15 protein-coding genes are annotated in these 20,769 nt (G+C 56.6%); 2 read left to right on the top strand and 13 right to left on the bottom strand.

Annotated elements, in window-relative coordinates; translation table 11 throughout:
• Window positions 1-6: 6 nt before the first annotated feature.
• Window positions 7-1,443, bottom strand: a complete 1,437-nt coding sequence (locus tag BXP70_RS03665; protein WP_086592683.1) for a sensor histidine kinase — start codon at window positions 1,441-1,443, stop codon at window positions 7-9.
• Window positions 1,444-1,822: 379 nt separating this feature from the next.
• Here BXP70_RS03665 and BXP70_RS03660 point away from each other — a divergent pair, with 379 nt between their 5' ends.
• The gene (locus BXP70_RS03660; RefSeq protein ID WP_086593173.1) at window positions 1,823-2,359 is read left to right on the top strand and encodes an inorganic diphosphatase; all 537 of its coding nucleotides are present in this window, start codon (window positions 1,823-1,825) and stop codon (window positions 2,357-2,359) included.
• 29 nt (window positions 2,360-2,388) lie between these two features.
• On the top strand, window positions 2,389-2,985 hold the full coding sequence (locus BXP70_RS03655; RefSeq protein ID WP_086592682.1) for a DUF421 domain-containing protein: 597 nt from the start codon (window positions 2,389-2,391) through the stop codon (window positions 2,983-2,985).
• Here BXP70_RS03655 and BXP70_RS03650 read toward each other — a convergent pair.
• The 12 genes from BXP70_RS03650 to BXP70_RS03595 all read right to left on the bottom strand — a co-directional run bounded on the left by BXP70_RS03650 (window position 2,927) and on the right by BXP70_RS03595 (window position 20,750).
• Window positions 2,927-4,159: a glycoside hydrolase family 26 protein gene (locus tag BXP70_RS03650; protein ID WP_086592681.1), complete on the bottom strand. Its 1,233-nt coding sequence runs from the start codon at window positions 4,157-4,159 to the stop codon at window positions 2,927-2,929. The two genes, BXP70_RS03655 and BXP70_RS03650, sit on opposite strands and share 59 nt — an antisense overlap.
• Window positions 4,160-4,214: 55 nt before the next feature.
• Window positions 4,215-5,825: a glycosyltransferase family 2 protein gene (locus tag BXP70_RS03645; RefSeq protein ID WP_086592680.1), complete on the bottom strand. Its 1,611-nt coding sequence runs from the start codon at window positions 5,823-5,825 to the stop codon at window positions 4,215-4,217.
• Window positions 5,797-7,314, bottom strand: a complete 1,518-nt coding sequence (locus BXP70_RS03640; protein WP_086592679.1) for a tetratricopeptide repeat protein — start codon at window positions 7,312-7,314, stop codon at window positions 5,797-5,799. Before BXP70_RS03640 ends, BXP70_RS03645 begins: the two co-directional genes overlap by 29 nt.
• A 383-nt stretch (window positions 7,315-7,697) precedes the next feature.
• A complete protein-coding gene (locus BXP70_RS03635) occupies window positions 7,698-8,888 on the bottom strand; it encodes a glycoside hydrolase family 130 protein (protein ID WP_086592678.1) in 1,191 nt (396 codons plus the stop codon).
• Between the two features lie 105 nt (window positions 8,889-8,993).
• On the bottom strand, window positions 8,994-10,070 hold the full coding sequence (locus BXP70_RS03630; RefSeq protein WP_086592677.1) for a LamG-like jellyroll fold domain-containing protein: 1,077 nt from the start codon (window positions 10,068-10,070) through the stop codon (window positions 8,994-8,996).
• Between the two features lie 46 nt (window positions 10,071-10,116).
• Window positions 10,117-11,616 carry a RagB/SusD family nutrient uptake outer membrane protein gene (locus BXP70_RS03625; protein ID WP_086592676.1) on the bottom strand — a complete coding sequence of 500 codons (1,500 nt, stop codon included), beginning with the start codon at window positions 11,614-11,616 and terminating at the stop codon, window positions 10,117-10,119.
• A 19-nt stretch (window positions 11,617-11,635) separates the two neighbouring features.
• Entirely contained in the window at window positions 11,636-15,073 is a 3,438-nt protein-coding gene (locus tag BXP70_RS03620) for a TonB-dependent receptor (RefSeq protein ID WP_086592675.1), read from the bottom strand.
• A gap of 140 nt (window positions 15,074-15,213) precedes the next feature.
• On the bottom strand, window positions 15,214-16,329 hold the full coding sequence (locus tag BXP70_RS03615) for a FecR family protein (RefSeq protein ID WP_086592674.1): 1,116 nt from the start codon (window positions 16,327-16,329) through the stop codon (window positions 15,214-15,216).
• A 168-nt stretch (window positions 16,330-16,497) separates the two neighbouring features.
• Window positions 16,498-17,097 (bottom strand): RNA polymerase sigma factor, encoded by a 600-nt coding sequence (locus BXP70_RS03610; protein WP_086592673.1) that lies wholly within the window; start codon window positions 17,095-17,097, stop codon window positions 16,498-16,500.
• 234 nt (window positions 17,098-17,331) lie between these two features.
• Complete coding sequence (gene uvrB / locus BXP70_RS03605; protein WP_086592672.1) at window positions 17,332-19,374, bottom strand: excinuclease ABC subunit UvrB; 2,043 nt, start codon at window positions 19,372-19,374, stop codon at window positions 17,332-17,334.
• Window positions 19,375-19,721: 347 nt separating this feature from the next.
• Window positions 19,722-20,168: a hypothetical protein gene (locus tag BXP70_RS03600; RefSeq protein ID WP_086592671.1), complete on the bottom strand. Its 447-nt coding sequence runs from the start codon at window positions 20,166-20,168 to the stop codon at window positions 19,722-19,724.
• Between the two features lie 60 nt (window positions 20,169-20,228).
• Window positions 20,229-20,750 (bottom strand): hypothetical protein, encoded by a 522-nt coding sequence (locus tag BXP70_RS03595; RefSeq protein ID WP_143436358.1) that lies wholly within the window; start codon window positions 20,748-20,750, stop codon window positions 20,229-20,231.
• Window positions 20,751-20,769 lie beyond the last annotated feature (19 nt).

Genomic DNA, 20,769 nt, shown 5'->3' with positions numbered 1-20,769 from the left:
TCTCACTTAGGGTAGATACAAGATAAACTGCGTCCCTGCACCAACTTGGCTTTGCACCTCTATTCGGCCTCCCATGGCCTCCAGGTGCGTTTTGATCAGGTACAATCCGACGCCCCGGCCCGACCCAGCTTCATGGAAGCGTTTGTAGAGCTTAAACACTTCGGGGCCCGCCTTGGCCCGGTCGAAGCCCGAACCGTTGTCTTCAAAGCTAAGGCACATTTCGCCCTCGGGTTGGCGAGTTGCCTTAATGGCTATCCGCAAAGGCCGGGTAGGCGAACGGTACTTGAGCGCGTTGGTGAGCAGGTTATAAAAGATGCTATACAAATAGGCGCGGTTGCCGTGCACGCGCAAATCGGACGGCAGATCCAGCACGACCGAAGCGCCGGCTTGCTGCACCAGCTCCTGCAAGCTGTGCAGCACCTGACCTAGCACGTCGGTGAGCAGCAACGACTCGGGCGCGGCCACGTCCTGCTTGTCGCGCACGGAAAGGATGGTGTTCATGTCTTGCAGCACCACGTCGAGCTGCTCTAAGCTAGTCTCTAGGTAGGTCAGCGTTTCTTGCTGCGCGGCATCCTCGGCTTGCAACAGCCGCGCTAGGCCTAGGGCGTTGGTTAGGGGCGCCCGCAGGTTGTGAGAAACCAAGTAGGTAAACTGCTGTAAGTCCTGGTTGTGCCGGTACAGGTCTTGGGTGAGCTTTTCTTGGCTAGCTTGCGCCTCTATACGGCGCGTAATGTCAGAAAAATACACCGACAGACCTTCTTCTGAGGGAAAAGCCTTAACCTCAAGCCACAACTGCTGCGCCGCGTAGTACGCCTCAAAGTGCACCGCCTTGCCGGTATTCATGGCTTGGTAGTACTGCTGGTAGAAGGCGCCGTTCACTTCCTCTGGGAATACGTCCCAGATGTTCTTCCCTAGAAGTTGGGCTCGCTCTACGTGCAGCAGCCGCTCTACCTCGTGGTTGAGGTGCACGAAATGCCAGTTCCAATCAATGAGGAAGAGCGCATCGGTGATGCTTTCAAAGATGGTATTAAGCTTTTGGGCTTGCTGCTCAATCAGCTGGTGCGAGGCGGTTAGGTCGGTAATGTCGCGCCCTACCATGTGCACGCCTTCCACAGCCCCAGCTACCCACAACGGCACTTTGGAGATATTCAGCACCCTAGGTTCGGCGCCCTCAAACTGCACAGCTACGTCGAACTGCACGCGCGTGCCAGCAAAGGCCTGTTGCAGCTTCTCGTGAAATACCGGGACGAGCGCGAGCGGCAAGAAAGCTGAAACGGGCCGCCCCACCACCTCTTCTTTCGGGCGGTTCAATAAAGTCAGGAAAGCCTCATTCACATCCCAGATAACGCCCTCACGGTCTTGGAATAAAATTACGTCTAGGTTGTGCTCGAACAAGGACCGAAACCGCTCCTCACTGTTTACCAACTCTGCACCTTCGCTCATACCGAATTACGCTAAAGGAAATAATGGCCCGTTGCGCCAGCAATTGAAAACGGCCACCTGCCCCACCTGAGTTTACGGGTGTTGTGCGCGCGCGGAAGCGACCAAAATCGACTACTATCATCAGAAAGGATGGGCTTCCAACGAAGCACTTTCCGTTGTGTATTTACGGATGTTATAGAAAATAAAGTTACAGTGATACTGCCTTGCTACACTACCTAGCTTACTCATAAACAAATCCGCCGCTGATATGCTCCACCAGCCTTTTGCTCCTGCGGCTGGCAGGGCTTCAGCCGTGCGAAACCTAGCTCAACACTCGCAACCCCGGCCGGCGCCCAACGGTACAACGGAATGTTACCAAATTGTTACCACTCCCCTCCCTATGCCTACCGCGTTGCACACATTACCGGCGCAAAACGCCAAGAACAGCTACTTCAACGTGATTATTGAAACCCCAAAAGGTAGCCGCAACAAGTTTGCTTACGACCCAGAAACTGAACTTTTTCAGCTAAAGGGTGTGCTTCCCGAAGGGTCTAGCTTTCCGTATGACTTTGGCTTTGTCCCTTCCACGCAGGGCGACGACGGCGACCCGCTCGATGTGCTCGTGCTCATGGATGCGCCGGCGTTTACGGGCTGCTTGCTGGAAGTGCGCCTAATTGGGGCCATCGAAGCCGAGCAAACCGAAAATGACGGAAGAGTGGAAAAGAATGACCGGCTGCTGGCCGTGTCGGCCGTGTCGCGCGAGCACCAACACCTTCAGGATATCAAGGACTTGTCGCCGCAGCTGCTTCACGAAATCGAGCACTTTTTTCACTCTTACAACGAAGCCAAAGGCGGCGAGTTCAAGCCCACTCGGCGCTCAGGCGCCAAGCAGGCAGCTCGGCTCGTAGCCCACGGGCAAAAACTCGCCGCTGCTTAAGTGTTGTTCCACCTCAGCCTGATACACAGATGAGCTTCGCTTGGTTTAGTAATTTGCTTGAACTGCACGCCGGGCCGCACACCATTTCCACGGCGGCCATGTGCCTGCGCGCAGTTGTGGTGTTTTTTGTGGCACTGGGGCTGCTTCGCGTGGTAGGCACTCGCGCCTTCGGTAGCAGCACGCCGTTCGATGTGGTGTTGAAGATCATTCTGGGGGCGGTGCTAAGCCGGGCAGTGGTGGCCGCTTCGCCGTTCTTCGGGACGCTCTTGGCCAGCGCAGTATTTGTGGTGCTGCACCGGCTGCTGGCCATAGCCGCGTATTACAGCGACTTTGTTGGTAGCCTAATCAAAGGCGAACCGACGGTGCTGGCGCAGGGCGGTCAGTTGCTAAAAAAACAGCTGAGCAAGACCGATATTTCGGAGAAAGACCTGCACGAAGGCCTACGAGACGCCGCCAACATCGACTCGCTGGCCGAGGCTGACGTGGTGCGCCTGGAGCGGAACGGCAAAATTACGGTAGTCAAAAAACCAGCGCCCGATAAGCTAGCTTCTGCCGCCCCAACCCTAGCTACTCACCCACTGAGTGCGGGGCAGCCAGCGGAGCAGCGGCCAGCGGCTTTTTCCTAAGCAGCCGCTCGGTGGGGGCATGGTGCAGCCGCCAGCTTTTTAGCACCCGTGTCGTGGCAGCTAGCACCTGCTTGTCCGCGTTGAACGACCAATCCAACGACTTGTAGGTGGTGGTCACGTCGCTCGTGTTGTTGTAAAACACTACGGCTTTCACTACAGGGTATTTTTCGGGCAAGTCCGACAGGGCTTGCTGGAACCACGCGGCCCGGTCGCCGCCCACGCGCAAGGAGCCAAACTCGGTGATCATCATGGGCTTGCCGTAGAGCGAGAATTCTGCGTAGCTCGCTCCAAAAATCTCATCAAACGAGTACCACTCGCTCCAGGGTGCCACGGTGCCGTAATTCAAGGTTGTCACGCCAATCCAGTCGACGTATTCATTGCCGGGGTAAAACTGGCGGTACGTGCGGTAAGCCGGGTGCGGCGACCAAATCCAGATGGCATTGGTGGCACCTAGCTGCCGAAACCGGCTCACCACGTGCCGCCAGGCGACAATGAAGTCGGCGGGGTCGTTGTTCTGCGGGCCCCACGGATAGCGATACGGGTCGTTCATCTCGTGGCCAAAGCGCAGGTAGAAGGGCGCGCCAAACTGCTTGGCGGCGGCAGCCCATTTGTCGATGTAGGCATCGTAGCGGCCACTGGCAATGGCCTTCAAGCCGCCTTCGTTTATGCGCTCAACGGGCTGCTTGGTTGGAAATTCGTTCCGGTCAAAGTCATTCAGCCAAGGCTCCCAAGTAATCAGCGGGATGGAACCTAGGTCTTGAATGGCCTGCGCCCGGAGCATCGGGAAAACCTGGTCTTTTTTGCTGCCCCAGGCCGTGTAGAGCTGGATGATAGGCAGCTTTACTTGCAACGATTCTTCCAGCGCCACAATGCTCTCGTACGACTCGGCGGTGTTGTTGTCGTAAGCGCCGGTCAGGATTGTATCTGGGGCGTTGAGCAACGCTTGGTGGGTGCGGTAACGGTCGAACCAACGCAGCGAAGCCGAACGGCTTTTGCGCAGATCGTGCCCGACCAAGTGCTTCTCGAACCTAGCCACGTCGCTGGTCACGCTCAGCGCCAAGTCTTCCAAGGGTCCTTTGCTTCGCTCACCGGCGTAAAGCAGCAACGCCGAAAGCAGCACGCCACTGACGATAACCAGCAGCACGGCGGAGGTTCGGTAAACCAGAACTTTCATGATGAACTACAAACGGGTGGAATTAGTAGAGCAAACGCAGCGCAAAACTTAGGTATCAGGAGGCTAGCTGACAACTGATGCCAGGCAGCCTAACCGTGGCCCAGGGCTCTTCCGCGGTCAGCTTGCTGGATTGGTAGGCGGCAAATAAGCCCCCTAGGGTCATCAGATACGCGATGCCGGCGAAGGCCATCATGCCCCAGGTGTCGCCGCTGCTCAGGGCTAGGCGGGCCTCGGGCGTGTAATAAGCCCGCTCGACTACCACGTACAAGAGCGTACCGATAAATAGCAACTGATGCACCAGCAGCGGCCAGGCAAACCAAGTGAAGCGTCCATCGGCCTGCTTAGCGGTGGGGATGTACGGGATGCGGCCATTCCACAGCGACAGCACGAAACCCAGGAAAAACACCGGCCAGCAGGCAAACTTCAGGCACATGCCACGCCAGTGCAGCCCTCGCTCCTCTTGTGGATGGCAAAGCCAGCGCTGCACATACAAGTAGATAAGCACCCCAAACAGCCCCACCGGCAGCCAGTTCAGCACAAACTCCACGAAGTCCATGTTGGCCGGCTGCATGCCAGCCCAGAAGAACAAATACGGGATGAGCAAAAACAGCAGCATCGTGGCGCCTGACACGTAGTAGGTGCCCACCGTCAGGTACGACAGACGCTGCCAAAAGCTGAGCTTCGGCCACAGGCGGGGCACTTCGGCAAACAACACTTCGTGCACGCCGCGCGCCCATTTGAGCTGCTGCTTGCAAAAAGAACCTAGGTCTTCGGGCACCAGGCCGCGGCTCACCACAATAGGGTTATATACCGATTTCCAGCCCGCCGCGTGCATCCGAATAGCCGTGATGAGGTCTTCGGCCAAACCAATACCGTGGCCCCCAATGCTCTCTAGCGCCGTGCGTCGGAAGGTGCAGTTGGCTCCGATGGCGACGGCGCAGTTCAAGCCGTTCATACCCATTTGCGTCGGCCCGTAGAAGCCATAAGTTTGCTCGGCGGCTCCGCGGGCGGTGAAGGAGCGGTATTGGTTGTAATAAGCCTGCGCCACTTGCACGAAGCCTACTTTTTCGTCCTCGAAGTAGCCGAGCACTTCGTCCAGAAAGTTCGGAAACGGGATATGGTCGGGGTCGAGCACCAGGATAAACTCCTCGTCGGTGCGCTGCAAAGCGGCGTTGATTTTGCCCGCTTTGGCACCAGGCAAGCCTACTAGCTCCAGCCACACGGCCCCATTGCGCTCAGCTACTTCCCGGAACCTAGGGTCCCGCGTATCGTCGAGCAGGTAGGTGGTGTGCGGGTACGTGATGCGGGCGCAGGCTGCTAAGGTTTTCTCAAACATGCTCAGCGGCTCGCCCGGCGAACTGGTCGTGAAAATGGCTACCCGCCGCTGGGGCAAAGCCGGCTTCTGCGGGGGCTTGCTGATGCGCAGATACGATATCCAAAGCACCACCATGCGCAAGATGCCCCACCAAAAGATAAAGGTTAGCACCAAGAACAGGGGCAGCGAAGCCACATGTTCCGCCCGGAACCACCAATCCGCTAGGTGCAGAATGCTACCGCAGCCCGCCACCACCAGCACCGCCAACCTTAGGCGTTGGGTGGTAGCGGTACCTGCGGCGGCACGATACTGCCAAAGTGCGTTAACGCCGGTGTTGCTGGTGCGCCCCATGGTAGCTTAGCTGCAGGCCCGCCTGCTGACTGGTGAAAAAGAACAATTTGCGGTAGGTATAATCGGCCGTGAGGGATAGTGCGGGCGAGAGTTTCACCCGGCAAGCAAACTGCAGATCAACAGGATGGTAGGAGGTGCGCGCGAAGCCACGCTCCACGTACAACTCATCGGCAGGCGACTTATTCAGGAACAAATAAGGATTGTCGGCCCTGGCAAAAACTCCGATGTTAGCCTGCCCCGAAAACGCCACTTTCCAGGGCGGTGTTATTTTGAAAGAAGCTAGCAGCGAGTTGACTACCTGATTCTTCGGCGAGAAATAAGGCGCATAGTAACCCTCAACGGGCGCGTTGGTCGCTATAATTTCGTTTAGCGCTCTGACCGGAACGTAGGTGCTGTGGTTCGCAGTGGCGTAGCTCCAGGCGTAGCCACCTTGCAGGGTAGCCCCCTTATTGATCAGCAGGGGTACTAGCAACCAAGCGTACGCCGTGTGCACCGCGTTTTGATCGGCAAACGTCTGCCGCTCGTACGCCGCTTTCCCCAGCCACCGCTCCGATTTATCGAACCGAATTGCGGCGGCAGACACATGCTGCATCAAACCGCCCGTGCTACGCAGACTGGCCAGCGTGCGCTGATACGGCTTGCGCTCGGTGCTGAGGTCTAGGTGCAGGTAGCGGGCCGCCTTTTTGGTGAACAGCACACTGCCGGTTTGGTACCACTTACCACCATTCAGCTCCGACCGAAACAGCCCCCCTGCCACGTCAACGGTTAACCCTAGCTGATTGAAGCGCAGCAAGTTGCTGACTTGCAGCCAGGCCGAGTTACGCGCGGTTTCTGGCAACGTAAAATCCGCGAGTTGCAGTCGCGCCGTGGGCGTCAGCAGCCAGGAGCGGTACCATGTGCCTTCCAGCTCGTGCACCAGCGCTTTCAGTGGCTGGTCGTCGGTTAGGTAGCGGCTGCTCAGCCGAACGTAGGGCGCTTGCGCCTCGTGCAGTTCGGTGAGTAGCGCCGTGGCCTCGGCGTTGCTAGGGTAATACTTCAGCATAAAGCTAGCCCGACTTTTGGCGGCGGCTAAATGACCATCCTGGTAAGAAAGGCGCGCCAAAATCAGGTTTGCTTCGGGCTGCAAACTATCCTGCGCCAAGCACTGCGTTAAGACAACTTGGGCCTGCTTGTACTTACCTAGCTCGTAGAGGAAGCGGCCATAATCCAGTTTAAGCACGGCTAGGTCGGGGAAAGCTGCCACCGCCCGGCGGTGCACATTATCGGCGCGCTCGTAGGCTTTGCTCCAATACAGAACCTGCGCCTGCAAGCGCAAGGCGTTTACGTCAAGATGCCGGGCATTATAACCCGTCAGTAAGTGGTCGGCACCGGCAAAATCCTTCGCGTACACCCGCGCCCGGGCATACTCTACCGTGTCGGTAGAAACGATGGTCTGTGCTCGGAGTAGTTGGGCAAAAAGGCAGGCAAGTAACAGGGGAATAATTTTCATTCAAGCCCGGAGCACGCAAGAAAGGATGGTCAATAGCCAATGGCACTTACCAAGCTGACTACAAATAGGACTATAAAGCTAGCTATAATCCCGTTCATAGAAAAATAACAAGTTTGGATAGAAATAAACTAGTAGTCCTGCGAGCTAGAAGACATATCATACAATAGTACCTACCTGCTAGAAGCAGCGAAAAGTAATCACCTATTTACTAGTGGTGCTCGATAACTAGAGGTTATTCATCAGCATAAAGTTGCGGGTGGCTTACCTATGTCTGAGGTTCGCGTCTCCGTTAAACTGCACTGCATTCAGCGCTACAGTAGCCAAAAAGAAAAAGCGCAACCTAGGTAGGTTGCGCTTTCAGAAAAGGGGTTCGGTGTAGCTTATTACTCCACAGGTTGCGTCGCCACGGCAATTTTGGAATCAGCAGTACCGTAATAAAGAAACCACTTGTTTTTGTACCGCGCTAACCCTTCCAGGAACACCACCTGGTTGACCTGCCCGGTCGTTTCGTAGTCCTTCTCGGGGCGCATGAAATATGTATCGGTGCGGTTGAGCAGCTTAGCGGGGTCATTTTTGTCAAATAAGGCCTGCGCTGCGGTGTACGTCCCTTCGGGCAAAGACTTATCGCCGATAGCGGGCACGTTGCGGCTGTTGTAGATCAACAGGATGCCTTTGTCGGTGAGCATGGCAGGCGGACCGGACTCAACCAGGTCGCTGTCGAATTTGCCTTCGCGGGTAGGCAGCACGATTTTTAAGGTGGGCACGGTGAGGGCCTGGGCACGCAGGGGCACGGGCGGCTTTTCGCCGGGCGCCATTTCCACGGGCGTCCAATGAATAAGGTCGTCGGAGGTGGCCAGCCAAATTTGCGCGTCGCCCCAATACATCCAGTACTTGCCCTTGATTTTGGCAGCTACAATGCGGCCATCGGGCTCGTAGCGCGACACGATAGAGCCCGATTTGCTCCATTTATCGACGTACTTGTCGCCCGCTGCGCCCGTGAACACGCTGCCGTACTTGGTCCAGTGTAGTAGGTCTTTGGAAGAGGCCACCTGCAAGCGGGCCAGGGTGCCGTCGTAGGCGGTGTAGGTCATGTAGTAGGTGTGGTCGTCGCTTTCCACCACCCGAGGGTCCTCGGTGCCGCCCGGCCATTCGTATTTCTTCTGGTCGTCGTTATCGGGGTACAGCACCGGCTCCTTCAGGCGGGTGAAGTGAATGCCATCAGTACTGGTAGCTAGACCAATGCGCGAAGCTTTTTCGAGGGCCCCTACCTTGTTTTCGGCCCGATACAGCATGTGAATCTTACCATCCTTTACCACCACTGCCGGGTTGAACACGTCCTTTTCTTCCCACAATACCGGCTGTTTTGAGATGGGATCAACGAACCGGCCGGCCATGCTAGGTCCCATGATGGGGTTGACGCTGTCGACCTTGGTGAAGTTGAGCATCGCCCAGCTGTTGGTTGTTGGCGCAGTGGTCGCTTGCGTTCGATCGGAGCTGTTGCAACTCAGTAGCCCAGCCGAAGCTAGGACAAGGAGACTACCGGCTAGGCGGGTGTTTTTGCTGAAAAGTATCATGCGTTTTCTTGGGTGAGCGATGATGTCACGTTGTTCCTGGCTCTGGTTTGCTTGCGTGCGGCGCAGGACGCCGAGACGCGGGACGGAGGAGAGGAAAAGCTAGGGCTACAAGGATTTTTCGATGGTGTAGATGGATGTCACTTCCGCCTCGGTTAGGGCCCGGTTGTAGAAGCGTATATCATCAAGCTGGCCTTTGAAAAAAGCGGCGCTGTAGTAAGTAAAGTAGTCAGCGGCCTGGCCCGCCGTCGGCGCGCGGTTGTAGGCCTCCTTTGGTAGTTGCTGACCAATGGCTAGGTTCACCGGCTCCGGAATGGTTTTGAGCGCGCCCTGGGTGTTGGTCCAGGTTTTCACGAGCACGCCATTGATGTAAAATTTCAAGGTGCCATCCACGTACGACGTCACCACGTGCGCCCAGGTATTCACCGGCACAATGCCCACGTCAGAGTCGCGGTCGAAGATGGTGGCCGTGGTAGAGGCGGTGAAGAACGGCTTACCGGCACCTTGCAGTTGGAGCTTAAAGCCATTCCAGCGGTTCAGCGACACGATGTAGTTGTTGTCGTTGGCATCAAACCGCTTACACCACAAGCTGATGGTCAAGGCTTGCGGGTTCAGGGCTGCCTTGTACGGCACCTCGATGTAGGCGCCATTATTGAGCTCATACGCTTGGCCGGCGCGGCCAAATCGATCGGCCACCAGCTGCGGCACTACTCCGCCGTCACCCGGTGCCGTACCCGGTCCCGTCGGCCCCGATTTCAGCACACCGTTGTTACCGTTGCCGGTAGCGTCGTTGGCGTTGCCTTCGAACTTCCACTGCGCCACTAAGTTGGCCACCGAAACTTCCTGGATCAACGCACTTCGGAACGCGGCTACCGCTCGGCGCAAGTTGGCCGTAGCGTTGTTTACTTGCAGCTGCGTGTAGTTGGCGTCGTCTTTCGTGGCGGTAGCTAGGTCCAGTGCCGATTTCAGGGCCGTTTTTGAGCCGACGGTGTAATTGCCCGGCTTGGTGCCTTCCACGGCGGCGTTGTAGCCAACGGTTACGGAGTCGATGAGCGCCGTTAGCCGGGTTTTATCGGCGCTGATCTGCGGGTCATCATCGTCCGAGTCAGAGCAGGAGGCAAGTGCCAGGGCCAAACTGGCGAACAGCCAAGGCAGGATGCGCAAGTATAATAGGTGCCTTCTCATGGTCAAATCACAAAGGGGTGGGAATGAAAAGCCTGTCGGCGCGAGGCTACTTACCTAGCTTTTTGTTGGTATCCCGCTCGCTCTGCGGAATGGGGTAAAACTGATTGCGCGCGTAGTTGAAATTAGCCCGGTCGCTCAGCGCCTGACGGGCGTAGGCCTCCCCGTAGCGGATGAGGTCGAAAAACCGGTGGAACTCCAAGGCTAGCTCCGAGCGCCGCTCCCGCCGGATCAGGTCGCGCAATTGGCTTTGGTCCGTCACGGTGATGTCGGGCAGCAAACCCGCGGGCACCGTGCCTGCGCCCGGCAATGCCGTATCGTAGAGGTAGCTTTCGCGGGCCCTTTTGCGCACTTGGTTGAGGGCTGCTAGGGCCGCCGTACTGTTGCCGGCTTCGTTGAAGGCTTCGGCCTGCATTAACAGCACATCGGCGTAGCGAATGGCTTGATAGTTTAGGCTGCCATCGCCTTTGATGGTGGTTGGAATTTCGGTCAGCGGCTGCAAATGCTTTTTTGCGATATAGCCCGTCGACGTCCAGGTGGGGTCGAAGGGCACGCCGAACAACGGCTGACCGGCCCGGCCCACGGTGTAGTCGAGGCGTGGGTCTACGATGCCAGCGGCGGTGCGCTCGAAGTTGTCTACCAAGCTCTGGGTGGGCAGGAAAAAGCCGTAGCCATTCTGCGGACGCGGGGCAAACCACTGATTCAGGTTGTTGCCCTGGCCCGGACTCAGGCCGCTGGTGTGCTGCACCGAGAAAATGGCTTCGGTGTTGTTTTTGGTCGCCGCCCGGAAGTTGTCAGCAAATACGGGCGTCAGCTTGTACCCTAGGGCACCCACGGCTTGCGCTGTTTGCGCGGCCAGCGCCCATTTCTTTTCGTAGAGGTAGGTCTTGGTCAGCAGCGCCAGGGCCGCGCCTTTTGTGGCCCGGCCTAGGTCGGAGCCGGTCCAGCTCAGGGGTAGCGCGTCGGCGGCGGCTTGGCAATCCGTTTCGATTTGGGTATAAATCTGAGCTTGCGGCAGGGCCGGGCTTTGCAGTTCCTCAGGCGTCTCGACTTTGAGGCGCAGCGGAATGTCGCCGTAGAGCGAGGTGAGCTCCAAGTAGTAGTAGGCACGCAGAAACTTAGCCTGCCCTACTGCCTGCTGGCGCACCGCGGCGCTGACACTGGTGTTCGACTCCGGCAACCCGTCGATGACCACGTTGCACTTAAATATGCCGTCGTAGTCGCGCTTCCACTGGGCTTCCACAGCGGCGTTGATGGGCGCAATACTGAAGTTATCTACGTTCTCGAAGTCGGCTTGGTCGCCGGGGTTGCTGCCTTTCACGGCGTCGTCGGAGGCCACGTCGCCCAGCACCCAGATGGTATTCGAGCCCCCGTCGCGAAACGACAGTGGCACGTAAGCCGCATTCACGGCCAAGATGGTGTTGGTATCGGAGGTGAAGAACTGGCCGGCTTCGTACTGCCCCAGCACCGGCTGATCCAAAAACTTCTCGCACCCGGTTGTCAGGGCTAGGGTGCTTAATAAGCCGAAAGCAAACGGTTTGATTTTCATATAATTGGAAGCTTAGCGCTTAAAAGCTAGCGTTGATACCAGCCGTGAAGGTGCGGGCCGACGGATAGGTGCCAAAGTCAATGCCCACGGCGCGGACACCGTCGCCGAGCGAGTTGCTATTGACGCCCTGCTCGGGGTCGAGACCGGTGTACTTGGTGAAGGTGAGCAGGTTCTGCGCGCTGACGAACAGCCGCACCGACGACACTTTTATCGGCGTCAGCACTTTTGTGCCGAAGGTGTAGCCTAGCTGCACGTTCTTGAGCCGTAAGTAAGAGCCATCTTCCAAGAAGCGGTCGGAGGGCTGCTTGTTGTTGGAGGCACCGGTCCACGACAGGCGCGGGTATTTGTTGGTGCTGCCTTCGCCGGTCCAGTAGTTCGTAGCGGCGCGCTCCGTCAGGTTGAAGGCCCGGTAAAAGCCCTCGATGTCGGTGTTTACCTGGTTGTAGAGCTTGTTGCCGTACACGCCCTGGAAAAACAAGCTCAGGTCGAAGTTCTTGAAACTCACGTTGCCCGTTAAGCCATAGGTCAGCTTCGGAATGGGGCTGCCCACAAAGGTGCGGTCGTAGCCGTCGATTACGCCATCGGGCACGCCATCGGGGCCGCTGAGGTCTTTGAACTTCACGTCGCCGGGCTGAATGCCGGGGCCTTGGTAGGCGTGGGTAAACACTTCTTGGGCGTTCTGAAAAATGCCTTCTTGCTGCAGTAAGTAGAACGAGCCGATAGGGTGGCCCACGGCCGTTAGCGTAGCGAAGTAGTTATTATCCACGCGGCCGCCGGGGCTAGGTGTGGCCTGGCCCAATGACACCACCTCGTTTTGCAGCGTAGCTAGGTTGCCACTGATGGTGTAGCTCCAGTCCTTGCCGATGGTATTGCGATAATTCAACTCCACTTCCAGGCCCTGGTTGCGAATCTTGCCGGCATTCACGGCGGGGTTGCCACCATTGCCCGCGCTGCTAGGCTGGGGCAAAAACAGCAGCACGTTCGACGTGTTCTTGATGAAGTAATCTACCGACAGTTGCAAGGCACCTTGCAGCAACCCGAGGTCCAGGCCAAAGTTGCTCTGGGTGCTGGTTTCCCACCGAATGTTAGGGTTTCCCTTGGTCACGATGCTCAACCCTTGGGTTGAAACGCCACTGAATGGATAATAGAAGTTGCCGCCCACCAACGAAGCATATGGGTAGTTGCCGATGGCCGAGTTGCCGAGTTGCCCCACACTGACCCGTAGCTTTAGCAGCGATAACGCCGACACGCTACGCATAAACTCTTCCTGGGCTAGGTTCCAGCCCACCGAACCCGAGTAGAAATTCTCGGCCCGCCGGCCCGGCGACAACTGCGACGAACCATCGCGGCGGAAGTTGAAGCTAGCTAGGTACTTGCTGCTGTAATCGTAACTCACGCGCCCAAACCCCGATAGTAGCGCTGAGTGCGCCTCTCCCCCACCGTTCTGCTGTACGCCGGTGCCACTGTCGAGGTATTGAAACGTGGATGACTGATCGACGTACCCCCGGCGCGAGGCGGAAATGGCCTGCACGTTGTTTTTGATGGCTTCTGTGCCGATCAAGAAGCTGAAGGTGCTGTTGCCCAAAGGCAGGTCATACACGGCCGTATTGGTCCAGTTGTAGTTAAACTCCTTGGTATTCGATTGGGCCAATTGAGCCGGCGAGTTAAAGGAGCGGTCGATACCGTACGTCTTGAAAAACTGCTTGTAATCGGTGATGAGAAAGGTGACGCCATAATCGGAGCGGATGCGTAGGCGCTCGATGGGTGTGAATTCCGCGTACACATTGCCGAGCAACGAGTAGCGGTTGAAGTTACGGTCGGTGGCGTCGGCCAGCGCTACGGGGTTGATGCCATCGCCGAGGAAGCTGGTAGCTAGGTTCCCATCCGGTGTGCGGGGCAAATCCACGAACTGGCCTTGGTCGTTGTACACAGGCGTGCCTGGCGTGCGAAACAGCGCAAAGCGCACCACGCTTGCCCCGGGGTTGCCATCGCCGAACCCGTCGCCGGAGGTTCCCACCTGGCGGGTTTTGTTGTACGATAGGTTGGCGTTGGTACCCACCTTCACGTATTTCGACAACGTGGTATTTACGGCCGTCCGCAGGTTGTAGCGGTCAAAAGACGAGTTCTGAATCAGACCATCTTGCGTAAGGTAACTCCCTGATACAATGTACTGAGAGTTCTCGCTGCCCCCGCTCACGTCCATCTGCACGTTGTACTGCTGCGCCGGCTTGAGTACTTGTTTTAGCCAGTTCACATTGGGCAGCCCCGCGGCCACGTTCGCCGGAATTGGGTCCCGGCCATCGTTTTGCGCCGCAATATTGTAGGCAGCTACGTACTGATTGGTGTTGGCCATCTTAATCAGATTGGAGGCCGTCTGCACGCCGCCGTACGCGCTGATGTTCAACCTAGGTTTGCCCGATTTGCCGCGCTTGGTGGTGATAATCACGACGCCGTTGGAGGCACGCGCCCCGTAAATGGCCGCCGAGGAAGCATCCTTCAGAATATTGACGCTCTCAATGTCATTGGGCGAAATCTGGTTGATGCCGGTTTTCGTGGGCACCCCATCGATGATGTAGAGCGGGTCGTTGTCGTTGATGGTACCCACCCCGCGGATGCGCACGGCAATGTTTTCGCCCGGCGCTCCGGTTTGCTGCGTGATGGCCACCCCGGCCGCTTTGCCCTGCAATACCTGGCTCGGACTGGTTACGGGCAGATTGGCAATGTCGCGCTGGTTGATCTGAGCCACGGCACCGGTCAGGTCGGCTTTGCGCTGGGTGGTATAGCCGATAACGACTACATCATCCAGGGCTTTTACATCGGTCTGCAACACGATACTTAGGTCAGTGCGGCCTTGCAATGGCACCTCTTGCGTGATGAAGCCAATGGCAGAAATCGTCAGGGTAGCGTTGGCGTCCGGCAAGCTTAGGCTAAAGCTGCCGCGGGCGTCGGTGGTGGTGCCATTGCTGGTTCCTTTCACGAGTACCGTCACGCCGGGCAGCCCCTCGCCGTTGGCTTGGGTCACGCGGCCCGTTACCGTCACGGCCATTGGCACCGGCGAGTTGTGCGCTTCCAAAGTAGAGGGCGCCACCGCACCAGTTGTTTCGGCCCGCCGAATCACTACTTGATTCTGCAACACGTCAAAAGCTAGGTTCAATGGCGTGAGCAAGCCGTTGAGCACCTCATCCAAGCGTTGCTCACGGGCTTGGAGCGTCACCTTTTGTTGGGTATTGATGAGGCGGGAGCTATACACAAATTTCACATCGGCCTGCTGACTGATTAGGCGGAGCACGGCTTTCAACTCCTGGTTGCTGATCTGCAAGCTGATGCGCCGCGTCATAGCGTCTTGGGCGGCGCTGGGGGTGGCAGCACGCACATTACCCGCGCTGAGCAGCAGCAGGAACACCGGGAGGCACAGCCACTTGGTACGCCGTATTCGGCTGAATAGTAGTGAGAGCATAGGGTATGGGAATTAGGCGAAGAGAACAGAAAGCATTCCCGGCACGGAACCCCGCACCGGCATCACGGAAAGCCAAATACCACCAGCACCAGCGGCCGACAGCAAACGTTTGCGGCCTAGGCCGAAGCAGTGGTCAAACGTTATCTACAACCGGGCCCTGTTACCACAATCTGGGCGTCCAACACTTCGTAGTTGGCTTGCACAGCTTTGCAGATCAGACCTAGCTTTTCAAACAAGGGTTCATCGGTGAAAGACGCCGTCAGGGGGCAGTTGCCAAGCACGGCTTCATCGTACACAATGTGCACGCCATAAGCCTGCTCCAGCTGGGCAAACACTTTAGCGAGAGGCGTCTCTGTGTACTCAAAGGCAACTTGCTCAGCTTGCAGCGCGGGTTGTGGCAACAGCGTTCGGAGCAGCTTTTGATCGGCCAGCTGGTAAGTGGCTTGCTGATTTGGTACCAGCACAAAGCCCTCTAGCTTGGGCGTGCCACGCTGCGCAATCGCCTCCGCACTGTTTTGTGGATACACCGAGACGCGGCCAGTTTTTACCGTTACCATCACGCGAGCTGCACCGGACCAAGCCTGTACCTCGAAGCTGGTCCCGAGCACTTTGGTCACGAGGTGGGCCGTGTTCACGAAGAAAGGCCGACTCGGATTTTTAGCCACTTCAAAGAAGGCCGCGCCATCGAGGTACACAGTGCGGCTAGGTCCAGTGAAGCGCGCCGGAAACGCTAGCTGGCTGTGCGGACGCAGCAGCACCGAGCTACCATCAGGCAGGGCAACCAAATGTGTGTCATTCGTAGTATTGGTTACTTCGCGTAATGAATCTGCGGCTTGTGCTTGCGCTTTCACCAACTCCAAATACGCTACGGCGGGCACGGTTTGGCGGGCTTGCCAACCATACCGACCGCCAACGAGCAAGCCGAGCAGCACCACCGCCGCAGCTACCCATTGCCACGTAACTCGGGGCATGGCCCGGACGACGGGTTCCGGGCTAGCTGGCTCCTGCGCCGCTATCTCGTTGAAGATGCGCTGCTTGAGTGCCATCTTCTCACCCGCGGCCATTCGTACTTGCGGCAATTGATGCAGGGCGAGCACCAACTGACGCGCCGCTTCGACCTCATCGCGCCGAAAAGCAAACGTGGTAATCCAATTTTGCCAGAAGGCTTCCGTTTCCGCATCGGGCAGCAATACCCATCGAATGAAAAAATCATCCTGGGCAAAGTCTTCGGCGGAAAACTGAAGGTAGTCGGGCATAGGCGAAGAAGCGCTGTGCCGCGACACTGGGACAATTCGGCGCTTCTACTGATCAAGAGCTAGCTCCCGCTTTTTTCTACCACGCTCCGCGCAACTTTTTTTATTAATTATGGGTTTCTACTCGACAACTTTCTAGCCTATAGGCCCTTACCTGCACCTTGCACATGCCTAGCTCAAGATACGCCACAACAGAAACAGCAACCCTAGCACCACCGACTTGCGCAGCTTCTTCAGCGCACGGTGTAACAGATTAGACACGGTCTGTTCGCTTAGGTGGAGCAAGTCAGCAATCTCCCGGATCTTGAAGTTGTTGAAGTACTTCAGGTTGATAATTTCCTTTTCCCGGATCGAAAGCTGCGCCAGCGATGCGGTTAGCTTAGCGGCCACCTGTTGCTCATCTTCGACGATTACTAGCTGCTGCTCAAAAGACGGCTCATGCGCATCAGACGGTTGCCCAGCCAAGCGCAACCTAGGTACAACAGCCGTTCTGAGCAGCTCACGCTTGAGGCTGCGGTACAGGTAGAACTTCACCGTGACTTCCTCGCTCAGATTTTCCCGCCACCCCCACAGGTTCACGAATACCGTCTGAATAGCATCTTTTACTAATTCCGAGTCGCTCACCAACTGATGCCCGTAAGCGAAAAGTTGTTGAGCGTAGCGGTCGAAGAGAACCCCTAATGCCTCGCGTTGCCCCGCCCGGAAGGCTTGCCATAAAGCTAAGTCTTCCCCGTACCGTTGTTCGTGGTGCGAAGGCGGCGGCGTGTACATAGCGTGCGCGGTATCAAGGACTTGTACAGCAATAACAAGCGCTTAAAGCTAGTATAATAGCTTGAATTATTTGGCTTTACTACCGATAAGCTCAGCCGCTTGCTAGCCGGCAGGCCGAATAGTGCGCATTAGAAATTAGTCTTGTACTGCACATGATGCAAAAAGCCCTTACTGCCCGTGGTTACTGGTGCAGTAACCACGGGCAGTAAGGGCTTTCCTCGAACAAGCTAGGGGTTAATCTCGCTTCGACTTCAGCATTTGCCGGAGTTGCGCTAGCTCGTCGCGGTACTTGGCGGCTTGTAAGAAGTCGAGGTCCTTGGCGGCACCTTCCATTAGCTTTTCCGTTTTCTTGATGACTTTTTCCAACTCCGCCCGGTTCATCGTCGAGATGATGGGCTCGGCAGCTAGGGTCATCGTATCGCCCATGGCTTCGGGGCTGACGTAGGCTTGCGGCTCGATTTTGCGCATATCGGCCACCGAGGTTTGCCCCATAATCGCCTCGCGCGACTTCGTAACGGTGCGCGGCGTGATGCCATGCTCCTCGTTATACGCCATCTGTACGGCTCTCCGACGGTTCGTTTCGTCGATGGCGCGCTGCATGGAGCCGGTGATGCGGTCGGCGTACATAATCACCTTGCCGTGGTCGTTACGCGCAGCGCGGCCCATGGTCTGAATCAGGCTGCGCTGGTCGCGGAGGAAGCCTTCTTTGTCGGCATCCAAAATGGCTACTAGGCTCACTTCCGGCAAGTCAAGGCCTTCACGCAGCAAGTTTACCCCGATCAGTACGTCGATTTCACCAAGGCGCAAGCGGCGTAGAATCTCCACCCGATCCAGGGACTTCACTTCGCTGTGCACGTACTCAACTTTGATACCTAGGCGGTCCATGTACTTGCTCAGCTCCTCGGCCATGCGCTTGGTAAGCGTAGTCACGAGTACTCGGTCGCCCATTTTTACGCGCTCATCCACTTCGTCGAGCAAGTCGTCAATCTGGTTAACGCTCGGGCGAATGTCGATTTCTGGGTCTAACAAGCCCGTCGGACGGATAATCTGCTCCACAACCACGCCGGCCGCTTGGGTCAACTCGTAGTCGGAGGGCGTAGCTGACACATACACGGCCTGCCGGAACATGCTCTCGAACTCGTTGAACGTGAGCGGTCGGTTGTCCATGGCACTCGGCAAGCGGAAGCCGTACTCTACCAGCGCCGTTTTGCGGCTCCGGTCGCCGCCCCACATGGCCCGAATCTGCGGAATGGTGGCGTGGCTTTCGTCAATCACCATCAGGTAGTCGTCGGGGAAGTAATCAAGCAAGCAGAAAGGTCGGGCACCGGGCGTGCGGCGGTCGAAGTAGCGCGAGTAGTTCTCGATGCCCGAGCAGTACCCTAGCTCCCGAATCATTTCCAAGTCGAACTCGGTGCGCTCCGTGATGCGCTTGGCTTCCGCATCGCGGCCTTCCTTCTCGAAGTACGCGTGCTGCGCCACCATGTCGTTCTGAATCTCGTGGATGGCCTGGTTCAGTGTGTCTTTGCCCGTCACGAAGAGGTTGGCCGGATACAGCGTCACCCCATTTTTTTCGTCGGCGAGCTTCTTGCCGCTGGCCGGGTCAATCTTTTGCACACTCTCGATTTCGTCGCCGAAGAAGTAGATGCGGTAGGCGAAGTCGGCATACGCCGGGAAGATGTCTACCGTATCGCCTTTCACGCGGAACGTACCGCGCGTAAACTCCACCTCGGTGCGCGAATACAGGATTTGCACAAACTGGTAGAGCAGGTTGTTGCGCGAGTATTTTAGTCCCGGAGCTAGGTAGATAACGTTCTTACCAAACTCCTCGGGGTTGCCGATACCATAGATGCACGACACCGATGCTACCACAATCACGTCGCGCCGCCCACTCATCAAGGACGAGGTAGAGTGCAGACGCAGCTTCTCAATTTCCTCGTTGATAGCTAGGTCCTTCTCAATGAAAACGTCGGTGCTGGCAATGTAGGCTTCCGGCTGGTAGTAGTCGTAGTAGCTGATGTAGTACTCGACGGCATTATTAGGAAAAAAGGCCTTGAACTCGCCGTAAAGCTGGGCCGCCAGAGTCTTATTGTGACACAGAACCAACGCCGGCTTGCCCGACTGCGCAATCACGTTGGCCATGGTAAAAGTTTTGCCCGTACCGGTGGCACCGAGCAGTACCTGCGCGGGCTCGCCGTTGTTGAGGCCTTGCACCAGCTGGGCAATGGCCTGGGGCTGGTCACCAGTGGGTTTGAATTCCGAGGTCAGTTGATATTCCATGCAGGGATAAAGTTAGCCGCGCCGGCTTAAAGTTGGCAAAAAAGCCAGCCTATCATAACCCCGTTGTGTTACTTGTGGTTTCCGCAGAAACAAAAAAGCTAGGTCAAGTATCTTCTAGGTCCAACAGGCCGCACATTGCTCCGCAGAAAAGCTCACTAAATTCGCTAAGATGCGTGCTTTGCTGCCCAGTAAACTAGCCCCATGTACAGCCGAGAAAGTGACCCAGACTACAGCGTCTGCGCTACTCGTATCCTGACTATCGCACTGCCTTAACTGACCACTAGGAAGTGAAAAAGCCCATCTTTCGGAACGGGCTTTTTCTGTTTATGCTAACAATAACTCACTAATTATTGTGGTACCAAGCGCAAGGCAGCAGTTTGCGCTTGAGTTGGAGTATTCTTCACAGATGGATAAGGATTAACAGCCGTCAAGCAGAGCCAGTAGGGCTGCTTGTTAATCAGCACGGTAGTCGAGTCGCGGTAGTGCCAAGGAGAGCCTACGCCACACTGCGCCAAGCACAAATCAACCGTCTGAGTGGCATCGGCCGGCGTTTTTACTTCGATGGTCGTTTGTACATAACCTGCCCAAATGCATTGCGCTCCGTTGGGACACCGCGAATCGGATATCTTTTTCAGGGTTACCGCAACGTTATCCAACCCAGTAAGTGGCACAGAAGCAGTTTTCTGGTTCTCCACCGCGAAGTCGCTGGCCGAGAGATTTTCTTCGGCAGCTTTATCCTTTTGGCAACCTAGCAACGTGCTGCTTAGCACCAACCCAATAACTATCTTTTTCATACCTACCGACTATTGGTAAAAGTGGCTGCTATCGGTTAATACCTAGCGCAATTGGTTTTATTAGTGCAGTTGGATCTGAATGATGTTGTTCAGTTCCGCCCAGCGCACTTCGCTTTGCTGTTGCAGCTCTTTCACCCAGTGCTTTTCCTCACCCACCGGCACTTTCAACTGGTAGGATGTTGTGGTGGGTTGCTCCTGCAATTGCAGTTGTTGCACGGTAGCTAACCAATCCTGTTGGTTGGCCAAAGTCATGTTCATCAAGCGCACGGTTATGGTCAGCTTACCCGTAAGTGTGTTGCGGATTACACTGGCTTTCCAACCCTTATCATTGATGTAGGGCTTGGCATTCAACGCACGTTCAACATAACCCGAGCTATCTGCTGGCAGGTTTGAGTTGTACATCGGGATAGAAACGGCCAAGATTTCCAAAGACCGGCTGTTTACCAGCGCGAAGGTCTGAGGGACTGTGGCTGTTTCTTTAACCCCCATCAGTACTTCGCCGGGTACGTACTCAGAATCCTCTTTGGGTGATGCGTCATCCTTCTCACAACTGGCCAAAGGCAACCAGAACAATAATAGCACGAGTAAGTGGTGGTACCGC

This window comes from Hymenobacter crusticola (assembly GCF_002154225.1).
In the GTDB taxonomy this organism is placed as follows: domain Bacteria; phylum Bacteroidota; class Bacteroidia; order Cytophagales; family Hymenobacteraceae; genus Hymenobacter; species Hymenobacter crusticola.
Note: the sequence above shows the minus strand (reverse complement) of the source record. Positions and strands in the feature narration are given on the sequence as shown.